This is a genomic window from Glycomyces sp. NPDC021274 (assembly GCF_040641195.1).
GTDB lineage: Bacteria > Actinomycetota > Actinomycetes > Mycobacteriales > Micromonosporaceae > Glycomyces.
In genome coordinates, this window is the sequence record NZ_JBFADC010000003.1 from 462,060 (window position 1) to 478,580 (window position 16,521).

19 protein-coding genes are annotated in these 16,521 nt (G+C 70.3%); 13 read left to right on the top strand and 6 right to left on the bottom strand.

The window, feature by feature from the left end; all coding sequences use genetic code 11:
* Nucleotides 1–36: 36 nt before the first annotated feature.
* Nucleotides 37–987, top strand: coding sequence for a YihY/virulence factor BrkB family protein (locus tag AB0I03_RS09725; protein ID WP_360409302.1), 951 nt, complete (start codon nucleotides 37–39; stop codon nucleotides 985–987).
* Between the two features lie 29 nt (nucleotides 988–1,016).
* Nucleotides 1,017–1,505, top strand: coding sequence for a hypothetical protein (locus AB0I03_RS09730; RefSeq protein ID WP_360409305.1), 489 nt, complete (start codon nucleotides 1,017–1,019; stop codon nucleotides 1,503–1,505).
* Between the two features lie 65 nt (nucleotides 1,506–1,570).
* Here AB0I03_RS09730 and AB0I03_RS09735 read toward each other — a convergent pair whose 3' ends face one another.
* Together AB0I03_RS09735 and AB0I03_RS09740 are read right to left on the bottom strand one after the other, a co-directional pair.
* The gene (locus AB0I03_RS09735) at nucleotides 1,571–2,233 is read right to left on the bottom strand and encodes a response regulator transcription factor (RefSeq protein WP_360409308.1); all 663 of its coding nucleotides are present in this window, start codon (nucleotides 2,231–2,233) and stop codon (nucleotides 1,571–1,573) included.
* Nucleotides 2,230–3,384 (bottom strand): sensor histidine kinase, encoded by a 1,155-nt coding sequence (locus AB0I03_RS09740; protein WP_360409311.1) that lies wholly within the window; start codon nucleotides 3,382–3,384, stop codon nucleotides 2,230–2,232. The genes AB0I03_RS09735 and AB0I03_RS09740 overlap by 4 nt, the downstream gene beginning before the upstream one ends.
* Before the next feature lie 219 nt (nucleotides 3,385–3,603).
* On the opposite strand from AB0I03_RS09740, the gene AB0I03_RS09745 reads away from it, so the two are divergent.
* The 5 genes from AB0I03_RS09745 (at nucleotide 3,604) to AB0I03_RS09765 (ending at nucleotide 6,753) form a co-directional block, all read left to right on the top strand.
* Nucleotides 3,604–4,605, top strand: coding sequence for a DNA-binding protein (locus AB0I03_RS09745; RefSeq protein ID WP_360409314.1), 1,002 nt, complete (start codon nucleotides 3,604–3,606; stop codon nucleotides 4,603–4,605).
* Nucleotides 4,606–4,624: 19 nt separating this feature from the next.
* On the top strand, nucleotides 4,625–5,017 hold the full coding sequence (locus tag AB0I03_RS09750) for a DUF6220 domain-containing protein (protein WP_360409972.1): 393 nt from the start codon (nucleotides 4,625–4,627) through the stop codon (nucleotides 5,015–5,017).
* Nucleotides 5,018–5,138: 121 nt separating this feature from the next.
* Nucleotides 5,139–5,708, top strand: coding sequence for an NUDIX domain-containing protein (locus AB0I03_RS09755; protein WP_360409317.1), 570 nt, complete (start codon nucleotides 5,139–5,141; stop codon nucleotides 5,706–5,708).
* Nucleotides 5,705–6,232, top strand: coding sequence for an NUDIX domain-containing protein (locus AB0I03_RS09760; protein ID WP_360409320.1), 528 nt, complete (start codon nucleotides 5,705–5,707; stop codon nucleotides 6,230–6,232). Before AB0I03_RS09755 ends, AB0I03_RS09760 begins: the two co-directional genes overlap by 4 nt.
* Nucleotides 6,229–6,753, top strand: a complete 525-nt coding sequence (locus AB0I03_RS09765; RefSeq protein ID WP_360409323.1) for an NUDIX domain-containing protein — start codon at nucleotides 6,229–6,231, stop codon at nucleotides 6,751–6,753. Before AB0I03_RS09760 ends, AB0I03_RS09765 begins: the two co-directional genes overlap by 4 nt.
* Nucleotides 6,754–6,913: 160 nt before the next feature.
* Here AB0I03_RS09765 and gndA read toward each other — a convergent pair whose 3' ends face one another.
* Genes gndA through AB0I03_RS09780 form a run of 3 tightly spaced genes read right to left on the bottom strand, consistent with a single transcriptional unit; the run spans nucleotide 6,914 to nucleotide 10,100 of the window.
* Nucleotides 6,914–8,344 carry an NADP-dependent phosphogluconate dehydrogenase gene (gene gndA, locus AB0I03_RS09770; protein ID WP_360409326.1) on the bottom strand — a complete coding sequence of 477 codons (1,431 nt, stop codon included), beginning with the start codon at nucleotides 8,342–8,344 and terminating at the stop codon, nucleotides 6,914–6,916.
* A 15-nt stretch (nucleotides 8,345–8,359) separates the two neighbouring features.
* Nucleotides 8,360–9,772, bottom strand: a complete 1,413-nt coding sequence (gene tnpB, locus AB0I03_RS09775; RefSeq protein WP_360409329.1) for an IS607 family element RNA-guided endonuclease TnpB — start codon at nucleotides 9,770–9,772, stop codon at nucleotides 8,360–8,362.
* A 10-nt stretch (nucleotides 9,773–9,782) separates the two neighbouring features.
* The gene (locus tag AB0I03_RS09780) at nucleotides 9,783–10,100 is read right to left on the bottom strand and encodes a hypothetical protein (RefSeq protein WP_360409332.1); all 318 of its coding nucleotides are present in this window, start codon (nucleotides 10,098–10,100) and stop codon (nucleotides 9,783–9,785) included.
* Between the two features lie 235 nt (nucleotides 10,101–10,335).
* Between AB0I03_RS09780 and AB0I03_RS09785 the strand changes: the two genes are divergently transcribed.
* From AB0I03_RS09785 to AB0I03_RS09810, 6 genes are all read left to right on the top strand, one after another.
* Complete coding sequence (locus AB0I03_RS09785) at nucleotides 10,336–11,196, top strand: helix-turn-helix transcriptional regulator (protein WP_360409335.1); 861 nt, start codon at nucleotides 10,336–10,338, stop codon at nucleotides 11,194–11,196.
* Between the two features lie 2 nt (nucleotides 11,197–11,198).
* Nucleotides 11,199–11,444 (top strand): DUF397 domain-containing protein, encoded by a 246-nt coding sequence (locus tag AB0I03_RS09790; RefSeq protein ID WP_360409338.1) that lies wholly within the window; start codon nucleotides 11,199–11,201, stop codon nucleotides 11,442–11,444.
* Nucleotides 11,445–11,502: 58 nt separating this feature from the next.
* Complete coding sequence (locus AB0I03_RS09795) at nucleotides 11,503–12,867, top strand: cystathionine beta-synthase (protein ID WP_360409341.1); 1,365 nt, start codon at nucleotides 11,503–11,505, stop codon at nucleotides 12,865–12,867.
* Between the two features lie 71 nt (nucleotides 12,868–12,938).
* Complete coding sequence (locus AB0I03_RS09800; RefSeq protein ID WP_360409344.1) at nucleotides 12,939–13,589, top strand: SRPBCC family protein; 651 nt, start codon at nucleotides 12,939–12,941, stop codon at nucleotides 13,587–13,589.
* 56 nt (nucleotides 13,590–13,645) lie between these two features.
* Entirely contained in the window at nucleotides 13,646–13,984 is a 339-nt protein-coding gene (locus tag AB0I03_RS09805) for a metalloregulator ArsR/SmtB family transcription factor (protein ID WP_360409975.1), read from the top strand.
* A gap of 171 nt (nucleotides 13,985–14,155) precedes the next feature.
* Nucleotides 14,156–15,358: a glycosyl hydrolase family 18 protein gene (locus AB0I03_RS09810; protein ID WP_360409347.1), complete on the top strand. Its 1,203-nt coding sequence runs from the start codon at nucleotides 14,156–14,158 to the stop codon at nucleotides 15,356–15,358.
* A 92-nt stretch (nucleotides 15,359–15,450) separates the two neighbouring features.
* On the opposite strand, the gene AB0I03_RS09815 is transcribed toward AB0I03_RS09810, so the two are convergent.
* Nucleotides 15,451–16,497, bottom strand: coding sequence for a serine hydrolase domain-containing protein (locus tag AB0I03_RS09815; protein WP_360409350.1), 1,047 nt, complete (start codon nucleotides 16,495–16,497; stop codon nucleotides 15,451–15,453).
* Nucleotides 16,498–16,521: the final 24 nt, after the last annotated feature.

Sequence of the window (16,521 nt, forward strand, 5' to 3'; positions counted from 1 at the left end):
GGCCCGTCCCCCGGCGAAGCCTGGCACGGTGGAGTCATGGGCGCCAGATCATTGGTCAAGGCCGCCAAGCAGTACGCCGGCGGCAGCCGCGGCGACACCGCCGCGGCCCTCACCTATTACTCCGTGATGTCGCTGTTCCCCGCGATCCTCGTGGGCGCCTCCATCATCGGCATGCTCGACGAGGACGCCACGACCGCGCTCCTCGACGGCATCAGACCACTCGTACCGGGCGATGGTTTCCAGATCATCGAGGACGCCGTGGCGCGCCTCCAGATGAACCCGTCCGCCGCGGGACTCCTGGCCCTGGTCGGCCTGGTCGCCGCCCTCTGGGCGGCATCGAACTACGTGGCCGCGTTCTCGCGGGCCCTCAACGCGGTCAACGGGACCGGCGAGACCCGCAAATGGTGGACGGTCCTCATCGTGCGCCTCGTCCTCACCCTGGTCGTGGGCGCGCTGACGGCGGTGTGCGGACTGGTGGCGGCCACGGGCGGGTCGGTGGCGCGCGCGATCGGCGAGGCCGTCAACGCGGACTCGGCCGCGGTCACCGTGTGGACCTGGGTGAAATGGCCCGCGGTGATCGTGCTCGTGATGGTCATCGTGGCGCTGCTGTACTGGCTCGCCCCCGCGAAGCGCTCGACCTTCCGGCGGCGCGCGCCGGGCGCGGCGCTGGCGGTGGTGCTGTGGATCGCGGCCTCGGTGGCGTTCGGGCTGTACGCGGCGAACTTCGGGAGCTACGACAAGACGTACGGGGCACTGGGCGGCGTGATCGTGTTCCTGGTGTGGCTGTGGATCACGAACGCGGCGTTGCTGTTCGGGGCGGAGTTCAACGCGACGGCGGAGCCGGAGACGGACACTGCGGGAACGGCCGCGGGGGAGGCGGGCGAGCCGAGCGCCGCCGAAGGCGATGCCGAGGGCGGCGCTGAAAGCGATGCCGATGCCAGGACCGAGGCCGATGTGCCTTCCGATGCGGATACCGACCGGTCTTGAGGCCGGCTCCGGCGCGTTATGGTGCGGCGGTGGAAGAACGATGGACCGCGTTCGTGGACGGGCGGCGGCTCGAGCGGGTGGTCGAGGTGGTGACCGTGGCCGCGTTCCTGGAGCCGACCTGCGCCTGCGGGAGCTTGTGCATGGGCCGGTACCGGTTCTGGTACGAGCGCGCGGGGTCGCTGTTCATGGTCGAGGTGGACCGGATCCGGTTGGGCTGGGCGCTCGACGAGCTGCTGGAGGCCGTGCCGCCGGGCGGGTACGCGGCACTGCCGCGGCTGGCCCGGGACTGGAACGAGGACACCGGCTGGTGCGGCCTCGGCGCGCACTTCGGGTCGGCCGTGACCGCTGACGAGGTCACCGCGTTCGCCGCCGCGCTCGAGCCGCACCTCGACGGTCCACATCAGAACGATCCACCTCACGACAGGCCACATCGCGGTGTTGGGTTCACCGCGGCGCTGCAGGACCTCGCCCGCGCCGCGGTGGCTGCGGGCGCGCCGATGTGGGCGATGGAGGACTGACCCCCGCCCAGGGACACCGAAATCCTATAGGATATATCCTATCGGGTTTTGCGCGTGGCGGCCGGTCAGACGGTGCCCTTGGGCTGCACCAGGCCCGACTCGTAAGCGAAGACCACGAGGCCCGCGCGGTCGCGTACGGCGAGTTTCATCATGGCGCGGTGCACGTGGGTCTTCGCGGTGGCCGGGCTGATGAAGAGGCGTTCGGCGATCTCGCCGTTGGTGAGCCCGCGCGCGACGAGCGCCACGATCTCGGTCTCACGCGAGGTGAGGCCCTCGACCTGCCCGGCGAGCCGCGACGGCGGGTGCGCGACGTACTCGGCGACGAGCTTCGCGGCGATCTGCGGGGACAGGAGCGTCTCCCCCGCTGCGGCGGCCCGCACGCAGCGCAGGAGCTCTTCGGGTTCGGTGTCCTTGACGAGGTAGCCGGCGGCGCCGGCGCGGAGGGCGTCGAAGACGTACGCGTCGAAGGAGTAGTTGGTGAGCATGACGACCCGCAGCGAGGCCAGCGATGCGTCGGCCGCGATCGCGCGGACGGCGCTGATGCCGTCGCCGCCGGGCATCTCGACGTCGAGCAGGGCCACGTCGGGCCGGTACTCGCCCGCGAGCCGCACGGCGGTGGGGCCGTCGGCGGCCTCGGCGACGACCGTCATGTCGTCCTCGGCGTCGATGAGGGCGCGGAAGCCGCCGCGCATGAGCGGCTGGTCGTCGGCGAGCAGGACCCGGATCATCGCGGACTCCCCGTCTCGGCGGCGGCCTGGACCGGGATGAGCGGTTCCGTGCTGGGCATCGGCAGGCGGGCGGTGACGTGGAAACCGTACTCGCCGGGTCCGACATCGAGGGTGCCGCCGAGGGCGTCCGCGCGTTCGCGCATGCCGGTGAGGCCGCGGCCGGGGGTGACGTCGCGGGCGCGGCCGTTGTCGGCGACCTCGACGACGAGGGCGTCGTCGCCGCGGTGCACGCGGACCCTGACGCGGTCGCCGTCGGAGTGGCGCACGGCGTTCGTCAAAGCCTCCTGGACGATCCGGTAGGCGGCGTGGTCGACCTCCTCGTCGAGCACGGCCGCCTCGTCGACCTCGCACTCGACGTCGATGGCGAAGCCGAGGCCCCGGTAGCGGTCGGCGAGGGGCTTGACGCGCGAGAGCCGGTGGCCTTCGTCGTCCCGGAGCATCGTGAGGGTCTCGCGCAGCTCCCGGGTGGCGTCCTTCGCGGCCTCCTCAACAGCGACGAGCGCCGGCGCCGGCTCCTCACCGCGCTTGCGCGCCAAGTGGAGCGCCACCCCGGCCTGGACGCGGATGACCGAGATGGAGTGGGTGAGCGAGTCGTGCAGTTCGCGGGCGATGCGGACGCGCTCGTCGGCGGCCTTGCGCTTGACCGCCTCCTCGCGGGTGTGCTCGGCCTCGGCCATGTAGGCGTCGCGCTGGCGGCGCGACTCGCCGGAGATGAGGGCGACGTGCAGCCAGCCGATGACGAGCATGGACTGCTCCATGACCGCGCCGGTGAACTGGAAGTCGGCGGCGCTCCAGTTCCCGAGCATCGTGACGGCCGAGACGACGCCGACGAGGCTGACGGTGAGCTTGCGGTGCCCCCGGTACATCGAGACGGCGATCGCCACCAGCGCCGGGACGGCCGCGAGCGGGCCGACGTGCAGGTGCCCGACCGCGACCAGGGCCCCGACCGTGACGAGCATGACCGCGCGCGGGTAGCGGCGCCACAGCGGGAACAGCAAGGGCCCCACGGCGAGCAGCGGCCAGCCGTACCAGGGCAGGCCGCCGTCGACGGCGACGGCCGCGCCCGAGATGAGCGTGTCGCCGAGGAGGACCACGGCCACGCACAGGTCGAGCCGCAGCCCGGAGAGGCGGCTTCCGGGGGGAGTGGACATGGTCCCCATCCTAGGGCGGGGCCCTCACCTCGGCATCGGCCCGCGGTGGAGGCGCCGCGTACGGCGCAGGGTGTACGCGGGGGCCGCGAATGCGGCGCTCGGCGCGGGGCGGAAAGCCAGCGCAGGGACGACGCGGCGGGGGCGTGCGGCGGGGAGGCTGGAGGCATGACGCGCCGGTGGTGAGAACCGTTCGGCGCGAAGCGAATCGAGGAGGACCCCATGCCCCAGATCAGATACGTGGACCCGGTCGACGCCAGACAGGCGGACGGCTTGGTCGCCGAGGTGTACGAGCAGGCGAAGCGCGAGCTCGGCGCGATCGGCGCGCCGTTCCAGATGCTCTCGCCCGCACCGGAGCTGCTCGCGGCGATGTGGTCGCTGCTGCGGGAGTCGCTGATGGTCGGCGGCCCGGAGGAGCGGCTCGCGAAGGAGGTCGTGGCGACCTCGATCGCGGTGCGCAACGGCTGCCGGTTCTGCACGGACGCGCACACGGTGCTGCTGCACGCGCTGGGCGAGTCGGTGCTGGCCGAGGGCCTGCGCGCCGGGAATCCGCCGAAGGCGTGGGCGCCGCTGGCCGAGTGGGCGCTCGACCCGGGCCCGGAGGGGCCTTTCAAGGCGTCGGCCGCGCCGCGGTTCATCGGGACGGTGCTGGTGTTCGAGTTCATCACGCGGCTGGTGCAGGTGCTGGCGCACAACGAGTCGCCGCACCCGGTGACGGCGACGAGGCTGGGCCGGTCGGTGGCGTCGCGGACGCTGCGGGCGGCCGTCATGGCCGACCTGGAGCCGGGCGCGAGCCTGGCGCTGCTGGAGGAGCGGCCGGGCTGGGCGCGGGGTCTGCGGGTGCGCGAGCCGGAGTGGGCGGCGGGCTCGCCCGTGGGGCTCGCGTACGGGACGCTGCGGGCGTACGCCTCGTCGGGTCCGGGCCTGCTCGGCGGTGATGCGGCCGAGGCCGTGGCGCGCACGGTCGGGGTGCGCGGCGATGCGGTCGGCGAGGGCCTGCCGGAGCTGGTGGGCGGTGAGGGGCTGGAGCCAGGGCCGGCGCTCGGGGCCCGGCTCGCGGTGGCGGCGGCGCTCGCGCCGGCCGCGGTGGACGAGACCCGGGTGGGGGCGTGGCGGGGCGAGAAGCACTCGGATCACTGCGTGGTCCACCTGCTGGCGTACGGCACGATGACGGGCGTCGACGCCCTCCAGGACGAGATCGAGAAGAGGAGTGTCAATGCTTAGGTTCTACCGGGTGTGGGTGATGCTCCTGCACATACTGATCGGCATCCAGTTCTTCCTGGCCGGGTACGGGTCGATCGGGACCGGTTCGCCGGACGAGTCGTTCTCGCTGCACATCATGAACGGCCGGGTCATCGCGGTGGTCGCGCTGCTGGGGATCCTGTTCGCGGCGCTGACGCGGTCGGGCGGCAAGCTGGTCGGCCTGGCGGCGGGCGTGTTCGGCCTGGTGGTGCTGCAGTCGCTGATCGCGCTGGTGAGTGTGGCGGGGACGACGCCGGGGCAGGTCATCTTCGGCTTCCACGCGATCAATGCGCTGATGATCATGGGTCTGGCGGAGGCTTCGGGGCGGTTGGCGAAGCAGCTGCTCGAGGACCGCAGGCCGGTCGAGACCGGGGCGGCGCCGGCCACCGCTTGAGCTAAAAAACCAGGAAACCGGGCCCGCGGCGACACCCCGCCGCGGGCCGTTCCGTGGCCGGCGGGGTGACACCGAGCGCTTCCCGTTGGCCGATGCGGGACCGACGCCGGATACTCGGACCATGACCACCCCAGAGGCCGAGGCGATCCGGCGCCGGTGCGCGCGGGTGCTGCTCGTGGACGAGGACGACCGGGTGCTGCTGTTCTACAGCCGCGACTACATGGGTCCGGGCGTCGAGTACTACGTGACGCCCGGCGGCGGGCTCGAGCCGGGCGAGACGCTCGCCGAGGGCGCGGCCCGGGAGGTGTTCGAGGAGACCGGGCTGCGGATCGACCCGGGCGTGCTCGGGCCGGTCGTCGCCGAGACCGAAGGGGACTGGTCGGACAGCCCGGAGCTGGTGATCCACTCCCGCGACTCGTACTTCTTCCTGCGGGTGCCGCATTTCGCGCCGGTGCGCGACGGGCTCGAGGACGTCGAGCGGGCCGAGTTCACGGCCGCGCGGTGGCTCGCCCCCGCCGAACTGGCGGCGGCCGACCCGCTGGTGTTCCCCGCTAGGCTCGCGGACCTGCTCAAGGGACTCCTGGCCGGCGCGACTCCCGTTGCGCCCGTGCAGATTCCATGGGGCGCTTGGACGTGGGACCCCGATAGAGGGTGGACGGCTACGGAGCGTGCCCCCATACTTGACCGGTGAGCGCGACGAACGAACCCATCCGAATCGACCGCTACGGCGCACGGTGCATCGTGATCGACGAACAGGACGCGGTCCTGTTCATCGGCCGGTCCGCGACCCCCGAACGCGCCGCCCGCTGGTTCCTGCCCGGCGGCGGCATCGACCCCGGCGAGACCCCGCTGGACGCGGCCGTGCGCGAGCTGTTCGAGGAGACCGGCCTGCACGCCGCCCCCGGCGACCTCGTGGGCCCGGTGGCGCGCCGGTCCTTCAGCCGCGCCCGCGACGGCGTGGTGTTCACCCAGGACAACTACCTGTTCTTCACCCGCGTCGAGCGCTTTACGCCGCGCGTCACCGGCGGCGACGCCTACGAGCAGGACCTCGAGTTCCGGTGGTTCACCGTCGACGACCTCGCCGGGGCGGGCTTCGACCAGCCGTTCGAGCCGCTGCTCCACCTCATCAAGCGCCTCCTCGGCGGCGATCTCCCCGCCTCCCCGGTCCGGCTCGAGGCCGCGGGCAGCCGCACCGCGGACACGTCGGTCCAGTGAGCATCGAAGCGGCGACCGGCGCCGCGTTCCGCACCTCCGCCCGCGTCGTCCTGCTCGCCCCCGACGACACCGTGCTCCACATGGGCGGCAACCGCTGCCGCGACGGCGTCGTGCGCTGGTACACGCCGGGCGGCGGCGTCGAAGCCGGCGAAGACCTCGCCGCGGCCGCGATCCGGGAGGTCTACGAGGAGACCGGGTACACGATCGACCGCACGGCCCTCCACGGCCCTGTCGCCTTCGGCGTGTACGTCTCCTTCCCGCACGACCGGCTGCTGGTGCAGCAGAACTGGTACTTCTTCCACCGCGTCGAGCGTTTCGCACCGCGCATGACCGCCGGTGCCGGGTACGAGCTGACCCTGGGCTTCGACTGGCTGCCGATCGACCGGTGCGGGTCCACCGACGGGATGCTCGAACCCGACCGGCTCGTGGCGCTGGTCAAGCGCCTGCGCGACGGCGACGTCCTGGCCGGGCCGGTCGACCTCGGCGGCTCCCAGGGCCCGGTGTTCCTCGACCCGGAGTGACCCGGCTCGGTCACCGGAAATGTACGGCTGCAGGAACATCCGCTCGTCTTCAGCGGTCGTCTCGACCAGTTCCCGCTCGCCGAACGGCAGCGAGTGCCGCAATCGAAACGGCGCCGCCCCCGCTCGCTTCGAGCGGGGGCGGCGCCGTCGAGCAACGAGCCTAGAGCTGGATCTCCGAACGGTCGCCCGACCAGTCGGTGTGGAACGTGCCCTCGCGGTCCACCCGCTTGTACGTGTGCGCCCCGAAGAAGTCCCGCTGGCCCTGGATCAGCGCCGCCGGCAGGCGGCGCGAACGCAGCCCGTCGTAGTACGCCAGCGCCGACGAGAAGCCCGGCGTCGGGATGCCCGCGAGCGCCGCCGTCGAGACGACCCGCCGCCATGCGTCCTGCGCGTCCGTCACGATCTTCGTGAACTCCGGCGCCGCCAGCAGCGTCGGCAGCTCCGGGTTCGAGCGCCAGGCCTCGGTGATGCGGTCGAGGAAGCGCGCCCGGATGATGCAGCCCGCGCGCCACAGGGCCGAGCACGAGCCGAGGTCGATGCCCCAGTCGTATTCGGCGCTGGCGGCGGCGATCTGGTCGAAGCCCTGCGCGTACGCGACGATCTTGGAGGCGTAGAGCGCCTGGCGGACGTCCTCGACGAAGTCCGCCGGGAAGTCCACTTTGGAGGTCGGGCCGGTGAGCACGTCGACGGCGCCTTCGCGCTGCTTGGTGCCGCTGGAGAGCGCGCGGGCGAAGGTGGCTTCGGCGATGCCGGTGACCGGGACGCCCAGGTCGAGGGCGATCTGGACGGTCCAGCGGCCGGTGCCCTTCTGGCCGGCCTGGTCGACGATGACGTCGACCAGGGGCTTGCCGGTGGCGGCGTCGACGTGGCCGAGGACTTCGGCGGTGACCTCGATGAGGTAGGAGTCGAGTTCGCCGGCGTTCCACTCGGAGAAGGTCTTGGCGAGGTCGGCCGGTTCGATGCCGACGCCGCGGCGGAGCAGGTCGTAGGCCTCGCCGATGAGCTGCATGTCGGAGTACTCGATGCCGTTGTGCACCATCTTGACGAAGTGGCCGGCGCCGTCGGGGCCGAGGCGGGAGCAGCACGGGGTGCCGTCGGGGGCCTTGGCGCTGATGGCCTCGAGGATCGGGCCGAGGGACTCGTAGGACTCCTCGGAGCCGCCCGGCATGATCGCCGGGCCCAGGAGTGCGCCCTCTTCGCCGCCGGAGACGCCGGTGCCGACGAAGTGGAGGCCCTTCTCGCGCAGGGCCGCCTCGCGGCGGCGGGTGTTCTCGAAGTGGGCGTTGCCGCCGTCGATGATCATGTCGCCGGGCTCCATGAGGGCGGCGAGCTGGTCGATGACGGCGTCGGTCGCGTTGCCGGCCTGGACCATGATCATGGCCTTGCGGGGGCGCTTGAGGGAGGCCACGAAGTCGGCGAGCGCTTCGGAGGGGACGAAGTCGCCTTCATCGCCGTGGGCCTCGATCAGCTCAGTGGTCTTGGCGTGCGTGCGGTTGTAGACGGCGACGGTGAATCCGTGGCGGGCAAAATTGCGTGCCAGGTTGGAACCCATAACGGCCAGCCCGACCACGCCGATGTCGGCGGTGCTCATGCCTTGTGTCTCCATTCAAATGCTGCGATACGACTCGGCCACAGTATCTGAGCCCGCCGTCACCGGCGAACAGTTCTCACCAGGTGCGATAGCACCCCGCGAGATTGACGATTCATCGACCTCGGCCCGCGCGAGCGCGGGTCTTGCGAGGTCTCCACGTCCGTTCGCTTCGCGTTGCGCGAAGCCAGTTTCCGAGCCATTCCCGGTACTGTGCGCTCGCCGATCGGCGAGTTTGGCGAGGTTGACCGCTGCGTTGCGGTCGCGGTCGATCTCTAGACAACATGCCTCACAATGGAAGACCCTGGCCCGCAGAGGAAGCTTGGCTTTCACCGCTCCGCAGGCGCTGCAGGTCTTCGACGAGGGGAACCATCGGTCGGCCACGACCAGTTCGGCCCCCGACCATCCGGTCTTGTAGGTGAGCATGCGCCGGAATGTTCCGAACGACGCGTCGCCGATGGCCTTGGCGAAGCTCCGGCGTTTCATCATGCCCGCGACGTTGAGGTCCTCGATCACCAAGGTGCCGTATTCCGTGGACAGACGCCGGGTGAGCTGGTGCAGTGCCGTCTCACGGGTGTTCGTCACCTTGTGCAGCGCGCGGTTCCTGGACTCGTTGGCCCGCCTCCAGCGGTTGGACGGGGGCTGACCCGTGCGCCGGTCAGGACCGCGACGGCGAGACGCCCGTCGAGAACGGAGTCTGAGCCGCCGCTCCGATTTCTTGAGGTGCTTCGGGTTCGGCACCGACTCGCCGGTGGAGAGGACCGCGAGCGCCTTGAGCCCCAGGTCCACACCGACGACCGCTGCGGGGTTCCGGACAGGTCGGAGTGCCCGTCTGATCTCGCATGAGAATGCGACCCTCCAACGGCCTCGGTGGTACGAGACCGTCGCCTCCAGGATCCTGCCGGTGCCCCGGTCGAGGTGCCGCGCGAGTTTGCGGGCGTTCTCGTGCAGCCGGATCGTGCCGAGCCGAGGCAAGGTGACATGTCGGCGGTCGGACTCGATCCGGATGACGCCGGTGGTGAATCGACATGAGAGACGACGTCGCTTCGAGTGGAGGCGAGGAAAGCGAACCTTCGGTCCGGCTCGCCTGACATCGCGACTCTCGCGCCAGTTCCGCAGGGCTGCAGCAGCATTCGCGATGCCGGAGGAGTATGCCTCCTTCGAGTTCTCCGCCCACCACGGCGCAGTCACGACCTTGACCCTGTTCCAGGAGCGGCGCAGGTCGTAGGCGCTCCATGAGAGCGATGCTGTCAGATCGGCTTCCGCGATGTCGTATGAGCGCTCGGCCTCGCGCTGGTTCAGGTTCGCTTTCGCCGCTGCTATCGCCCAGTTGTAGGCGAAGCGCTGCGCACCGCAGTGCGAGCGCAGCGACTTCGCCTGGGCTGGTGTCGGGTCGAGCGCGAAGACGAAGGCCTGGTTGACCTTGATCATCGCGGCGGTATCAGTCGAGCTCATCGAACCCGATCACCCGGCCGTCTTGGAGGTGGAGTTCGACTGGACCCCAGCGGGAGTAGAAGCGGAGGGCGCTGAAGGCGCTCTGGTGCTTGCCGAAGGTCCCTCCGGGTTCGGGGAAGACCGTGCCGGAGAAGGCCCCGTATCCGGCAGTGTCGTAACCCGCAGCGAGGACGCCGGGGCAGTGCGGCAGGTGGGCGCCGAGTTCGTCGGCGCACTCGGCGCAGCGGATCGTGAACGACTGCGGATCGGTCGGCGGCTCGAAGTTGGGTTCGTCGGCTGTTTGGGCGACAATGGGTCCAGACACGGTTGTACCTCCGATGTCTCAAGACCGGGGCGGGTGCAGGTTGGTAGCCAGGTTTCCCGCCCCGGTCGGCTCAACTGATGGACATGAAATGTCCGCCCCCGCGAACCCTGTCACCAGAATCCCGTGACCGACCTCTCATACCCGTTTGATATCCTTGCACACATCAAGCGAATGCACAAGTTTGTGCACTTGAAAGAGTGTCGATTCGGTCGGGAACCCGACAACGGGAGCAACCATGGCGAAGAGGCCCAAGCCCGAACCGAGCCTGCGCTCGCAGTGGCTCGGCAAGATCCTCCGTGATCTTCGAAAGACCAAAGGCTGCAACCTGTCAGAAGCAGCCGACTTCATCCAGCGCGACGGCACTGTCCTCAGCCGATATGAGAACGGCGAGTACACGATCCGCCGCAGCGACGTCATCGCGCTTCTGACCTTCTACGGCGTGTCCGATGAATCGTTCCGGGCCGGAGTGATGCAGCTTTGCGACGACATCTGGCGAACCGACTGGTGGGACACCCACCGAGACGATTTCGGCAAGGACTTCATCAATGTGCCCTGGCTCGAATCACGAGCAGTGCAGATCAACGAATATCAGGCGCTTGTCCTGCACGGTCTCCTTCAGACCACCGGCTATGCCGAGGCCGTCATCTACAACGCGGAGAAGGAGTCCGCGACCGCTGAGCAGATCGCCCGATGGCTCGACCTTCGCGTGGAACGTCAGCGGGTCCTGACCGGCGAGGGCCCGACACCCTTCTCGGCGGTGCTGGAGGAACATGTGCTTCACCGCCCTATGGGCAGCGCCAAAGTCATGCGGGAACAGCTCGAGCACCTGCTCGAAGTCGGCCAACGCGACCACGTCGAGCTACGCATCATGCCAACTGCTCACGGACCTCACTCCGGCCACCTCGGCAGCTTCACGCTGTTCTCCATGCCCTATGAGTTGTCAAGCGTCGCCTATGTCGAATCGCTGGGCGGAGGGCTTTACCTCGAAGCACCTCGGGTCGAGCGCTTCGAGCGCGCGTGGGAGGATTTGAAGAGAGCCGCGCTCACCCCAGAGCGATCAAATGCCCTGATCAAGGCAGTTTTGAAGGAGACCTAGCAATGACGACCGGCACCAGGCAGGAGCTTTCGAGCGAGGAACTGGCCGGTATCCGCTGGAAGGTCAGCACTCGCAGCACCAACAACGGCGGCCAGTGCGTTGAGGCCGGGCCGCTCGCTGATGGCTCCGGCCGGGTCGCGGTGCGCCACTCCCACCACCCCGAAGGCTCGGTCATCGTCTACACCCGCGCCGAATGGGAGGCGTTCCTCGCCGGAGCGAAAGACGGCGAGTTCGACTTCACCTCGTAGCGCACCTCCCCGGCCTGGGCTGCGACCCTCGCACACGCGACGGGCCTAGGCTGTGGGCATGCAGTACTACGAATCGGTCCTCGACCTCATCGGCAACACCCCGCTGGTGCGGCTCGGCTCCGTCACCGACGGCGTCGCCGCGACCGTGCTCGCGAAGGTCGAGTATCTGAATCCCGGCGGGTCCATCAAGGACCGCATCGCCCAGCGCATGATCGACGAGGCCGAGGCCTCCGGCGCGCTCAAGCCCGGCGGCACCATCGTAGAGCCGACCAGCGGCAACACCGGCGTGGGTTTGGCGATGGTGGCGCAGCAGCGCGGCTACAAGTGCGTGTTCGTGTGCCCTGACAAGGTCTCCGAGGACAAGCGGAACGTGCTCAAGGCGTACGGCGCGGAGGTCGTCGTGTGCCCGACCGCGGTCGACCCGGAGGACCCCCGCTCCTACTACAAGGTCTCCGACCGCCTGATCAACGAGATCGAGGGGGCTTGGAAGCCCGACCAGTACTCGAACCCGGCGAACCCGGCCTCGCACTACCACCAGACCGGGCCGGAGCTGTGGAAGCAGACGGACGGGCGGATCACGCACCTCGTCGCCGGGGTCGGCACGGGCGGCACGATCACCGGGATCGGCAAGTACCTCAAGGAGGTCTCGGGCGGGAAGGTGCAGGTCGTGGGCGCCGACCCGGAGGGCTCGGTGTACTCGGGCGGCACGGGGCGGCCGTACCTGGTCGAGGGCGTGGGCGAGGACTTCTGGCCCGCGAACTACGACCAGGGCCTGCCCGACCGGATCGTGGAGGTCACCGACGCCGAGTCGTTCGCGATGACGCGACGCCTGGCCCGCGAGGAGGGCCTGCTCGTGGGCGGGTCGGCGGGCATGGCCGTGGTCGGTGCGCTCGAGGTCGCCCGCGACGCGAAGCCCGAGGACGTGATCGTGGTGATCCTGCCCGACGGCGGGCGCGGGTACCTCTCGAAGATCTTCAACGACGCGTGGATGACCGAGTACGGGTTCATGGGCGGCTCGGGCGAGACCACTGTGGGCGAGGTGCTGGCGAGCAAGGGCGCGGAGATCCCCGAGCTGGTCCACGTGCACCCGCAGGACACGGTGCGCGAGGCGATCGACATCATGCGCCAGTTCGGGGTCAGCCAGATGCCGGTGCTCAAGGCGGAGCCGCCGGTGACCAGCGGCGAGGTGGCCGGGGCGGTCGCCGAGCGGGACCTCATGGACGCCCTGTTCTCGGGGCGGGCGACGCTGCACGACCCGCTCGAGAGGCACATCGGCGACCCGCTGCCGACGATCGGCTCGGGCGAGCAGGTCGAGCGGGCCGTCGCGGCCCTGCACGACCGGGACGCGCTCATGGTCTTCGCCGAGGGCAAGCCGGTCGGCGTGCTGACCCGGCAGGACCTGCTCAGCTACGTCGAGCACTGATTTTCGCGGTTCCGTTGACGAAACCGGTCGCGCCCTCCTAATATAAGTTGCAACTTATATTAGGAGGCGACATGTCCGACCCCAAAGACCCGATCGCGTCGGCCGGAATGGTGGCCCGCGAGATCCGCACCGGCGAGCGGAACGGCACCGCGACGAAGGTCCTCGTCGCGCGCCGCGCCTACCGCTCCACCCGGGCCGACGTCTGGGACGCGCTCACCAGCCGCGAACGGCTCCCGCGCTGGTTCCAGCCGGTCAGCGGCGACCTCGAAGTGGGCGGCCGGTACCAGTTCGAGGCGCAGGCAGGCGGATCGATCGAACGCTGCGACGCCCCCGAACTGCTCGCCGTCACCTGGGAGTTCGGCGGCGGCATGTCCTGGCTCGAGGTGCGCCTGAGCGAGGACGGCGGCGGCACCGTGCTCGAACTCGTCCACGAGGCCCCGGTCGACCCCGCCATGTGGGCCCAGTACGGGCCCGGCGCGGTCGGCATCGGCTGGGACGGGCTCCTGCACAGCTTCGGCTACTACCTCGAGACCGACGATTCACTCGACCCCGACGAGTGGGAGCAGTGGATGACCAGCCCCGAAGGCGCCGACTACGCGCGCCGCCTCGGCGACGCCTGGGGCGCGGCCGCGATCGCCGACGGCGACGACCCTGACGAGGCGAAGGCCGCCGTCGACGCCGTCGTCGCGTTCTACACGGTCCCGCCGCAGCCGGAAGCGTGAACGCACCGGGCACCGGCGGACCGGTCGAGGCCGCCTTCAACGCCCTCGGCGACCCGATGCGCCGCCGGATCATGGAACTCCTCGGCGAGGGCGAGCGCCCGGCCGGGGCGGTCGCCGAGATCGTCGGCACGGCGTTCGGGATCTCGCAGCCGGCGGTCTCCCAGCACTTGAAGGCGCTGCGCGAGGCCGGGCTCGTGACCGTCCGCGCCGAGGGCACCAGGCGCATCTACGGCGTCGACGCCGACGGCCTCGCGGCGGTCCGGGCCTGGCTGGACCGGTTCGCGGACGGCTTCGCCGGCCCGCTCGACGCCCTCGAGACGGAGCTGGCACGAGGCAGGCGCGAACGCCGCCTCGCCGAACGGCCCGCGCGGGAGCGCCGCCGAAGGGCCGCGTAGTCGTCGACATCCAAATAGGAAAGTATCCGACTTGTTCGATTGCGGGCCTTGCCAAGGGACCTCGCAAACCGGGCGAGTCGGATTTTTTCTGCCCCGGCCGTCTTGACAAGCGGCCCGCGCCCGGACACGATGAGGAACATATATTTAGGAATCTTTATATTTGGAGGTCCCTTGAGACGCAATCGAAGAGCAGTCATCGTTGCCGCCACCGCCCTCGCGGTGGCCGGCGCCGCCGTCCCCATGGCGCTCGCCGGCAGCGCATCCGCCCAAGTCGCCTGCGTCGGCGCGGCCTGGCAGTCCGACGCGATCTACGTCGGCGGCGACCAGGTCAGCCACGCCGGCCGCGAATACCGCGCCAAGTGGTGGACCACCGGCGAGACCCCCGGCACCACCGGCCAATGGGGCGTCTGGCAGGACCTCGGCGCCTGCGACGGCGGCGAACCGACCACCCCGCCCACCACCGGTACGCCCACCGACCCGCCCACCGACCCGCCCACCGGCGGCCCCGGCCAGGGCGACAACCTGCTCACCGGTTATTGGCACAACTTCGACAACGGCTCGGGCGTCATGGAGCTGAACGAGGTCCCCGCCGCGTACGACATCATCGCGGTGGCCTTCGCCGAGTCCACGGCCACGCCGGGCCAGGTCGACTTCGCACTCGACTCGAGCCTCACGAACGCCGGGTACACCGAGGCCGAGTTCAAAGCCGACATCGCCGCGATCAAAGCGCAGGGCCGCGACGTCATCATCTCGGTGGGCGGCGAACGGGGCACCGTCACCGTCAACGACGGCACCACCGCAGCGGCGTTCGCGAGCTCGATCGTCGGGCTCATGAACGAGTACGGCTTCAACGGCGTCGACATCGACCTCGAGCACGGCATCAACCCCGGGCCCATGGAGACGGCACTGCGCTCCATCAGCGCGTCGAAGCCGGGCTTCACGTACACGATGGCACCGCAGACGATCGACTTCCAGTCCGCCCAGGGCAGCTACGCGCGGCTCGCGGTCAACACCAAGGACATCCTGACGATCGTCAACATGCAGTACTACAACTCGGGCTCGATGCTCGGATGCGACGGCCAGGTGTACGCCCAAGGCGACATCGACTTCCTCACCGCGCTGGCCTGCATCCAACTGGAGGCCGGGCTCGACCCGGACCAGATCGGGCTCGGCCTGCCGGCCGTGCCGAGCGCCGCCGGGTCGGGGTACGTGAACCCGGCGATGGTCAGCGACGCGATCCGCTGCCTGGAGACCCTCCAGGGCTGCGGGAACTTCGTGCCCGACCAGGCCTACCCGGGCATCGGGGGCGCCATGACCTGGTCGATCAACTGGGACGCCACGAACGGCTACCACTTCGCCAACACTGTCGGATAAGAGCACTGTCGGATAGCGCCTTCGGGCCCTGAGCAAGTCCGCCCTCGCCGCGCTGCAGTGCGGCGAGGGCGGGCGCTGCGAACCGCCCCGTTTCAGGCGGTGACGGCCTCGCGGACGGTCTTCTCGAGCGTCCACGCCGACCCGTTCACATTGGAGAGGACTACGGTGTTGACGCCGAGCTCCGGATAGTGGCCGAGGTGCGCCTCGGCACCCGGGTCGCCGCCTTCGGAGCCGATCGCGCGGGTCGGCCCCTCGCCGCGCAGGTAGACGCCGAGACCCATGTGCTCGCCGTCGCCGATGCGGCCGTACGGGCGCAGCGCCTCGGCGAGCAGCGGCGGCTTCACGAGTTCACCCGCGGCGTACAGGGTGAGGAACCGGTCGAGGTCGGCGGCGGAGGCGAACGCGCCGCCGTCGGCGCCACCGACGATCGGGACGCTGAAGACGTTGGTCCGCCACGGCTCCCCCGGCTTGTCGGGCCGCAGGTAGCCGGTGGCGACGTCGGGGCGCACCTCGTCGGCGGCGAAGAAGCCGCTGCCGCTCATCCCGGCCGGAGCGAACACCCGCGCGTCCATCGCCTCGGCGTAGCCGGTCCCGGTCGCCTCCTCGATGACCAGGCCCAGCAGGATGTAGCCCGCGTTCGAGTACTGGAACCGCTCGCCGGGGGCGCGGTAGGGCGGGAGGTCCTTGAACATCGGCAGGTAGTCGGCCGGGCCGCGCACCAGGTAGACGGGGCGCTCGGTCCACAGCGCCGCGAACTCGGCGGCCCAGTCGTCGGTGGCGGTCGCCTCCTCGAAGTAGTCGGCGATGCCGGAGGTGTGCGCGAGCAGGTGGCGGACGGTCACGTCCTCGCGAAGGCTGGTGGGGCGCCGCTCAGGCGGCAGGATCGCGGCCACCGGGGCATCGAGTTCCAGCAGCCCCTCGGCGATGAGGGACAGGACCGCGACGGCGGTGAACAGCTTGGTCACCGACCCGGTCGCGAAGCGCGTCCGGGGGCCGACCGGGACGCCCGCCGCGCGGTCGGCCAGGCCGGCATGGGATTCGAGGACCGTGCGGCCCGCCCTGGTGATGAGCACGGTGCCGGAGAAGTCCCGCTCGGCGTGCAGCCGGGCGAGCTCGGCTTCGATGTAGTCGGTCCGCATCCCCGAAGTATCGGCTCGAGGAAC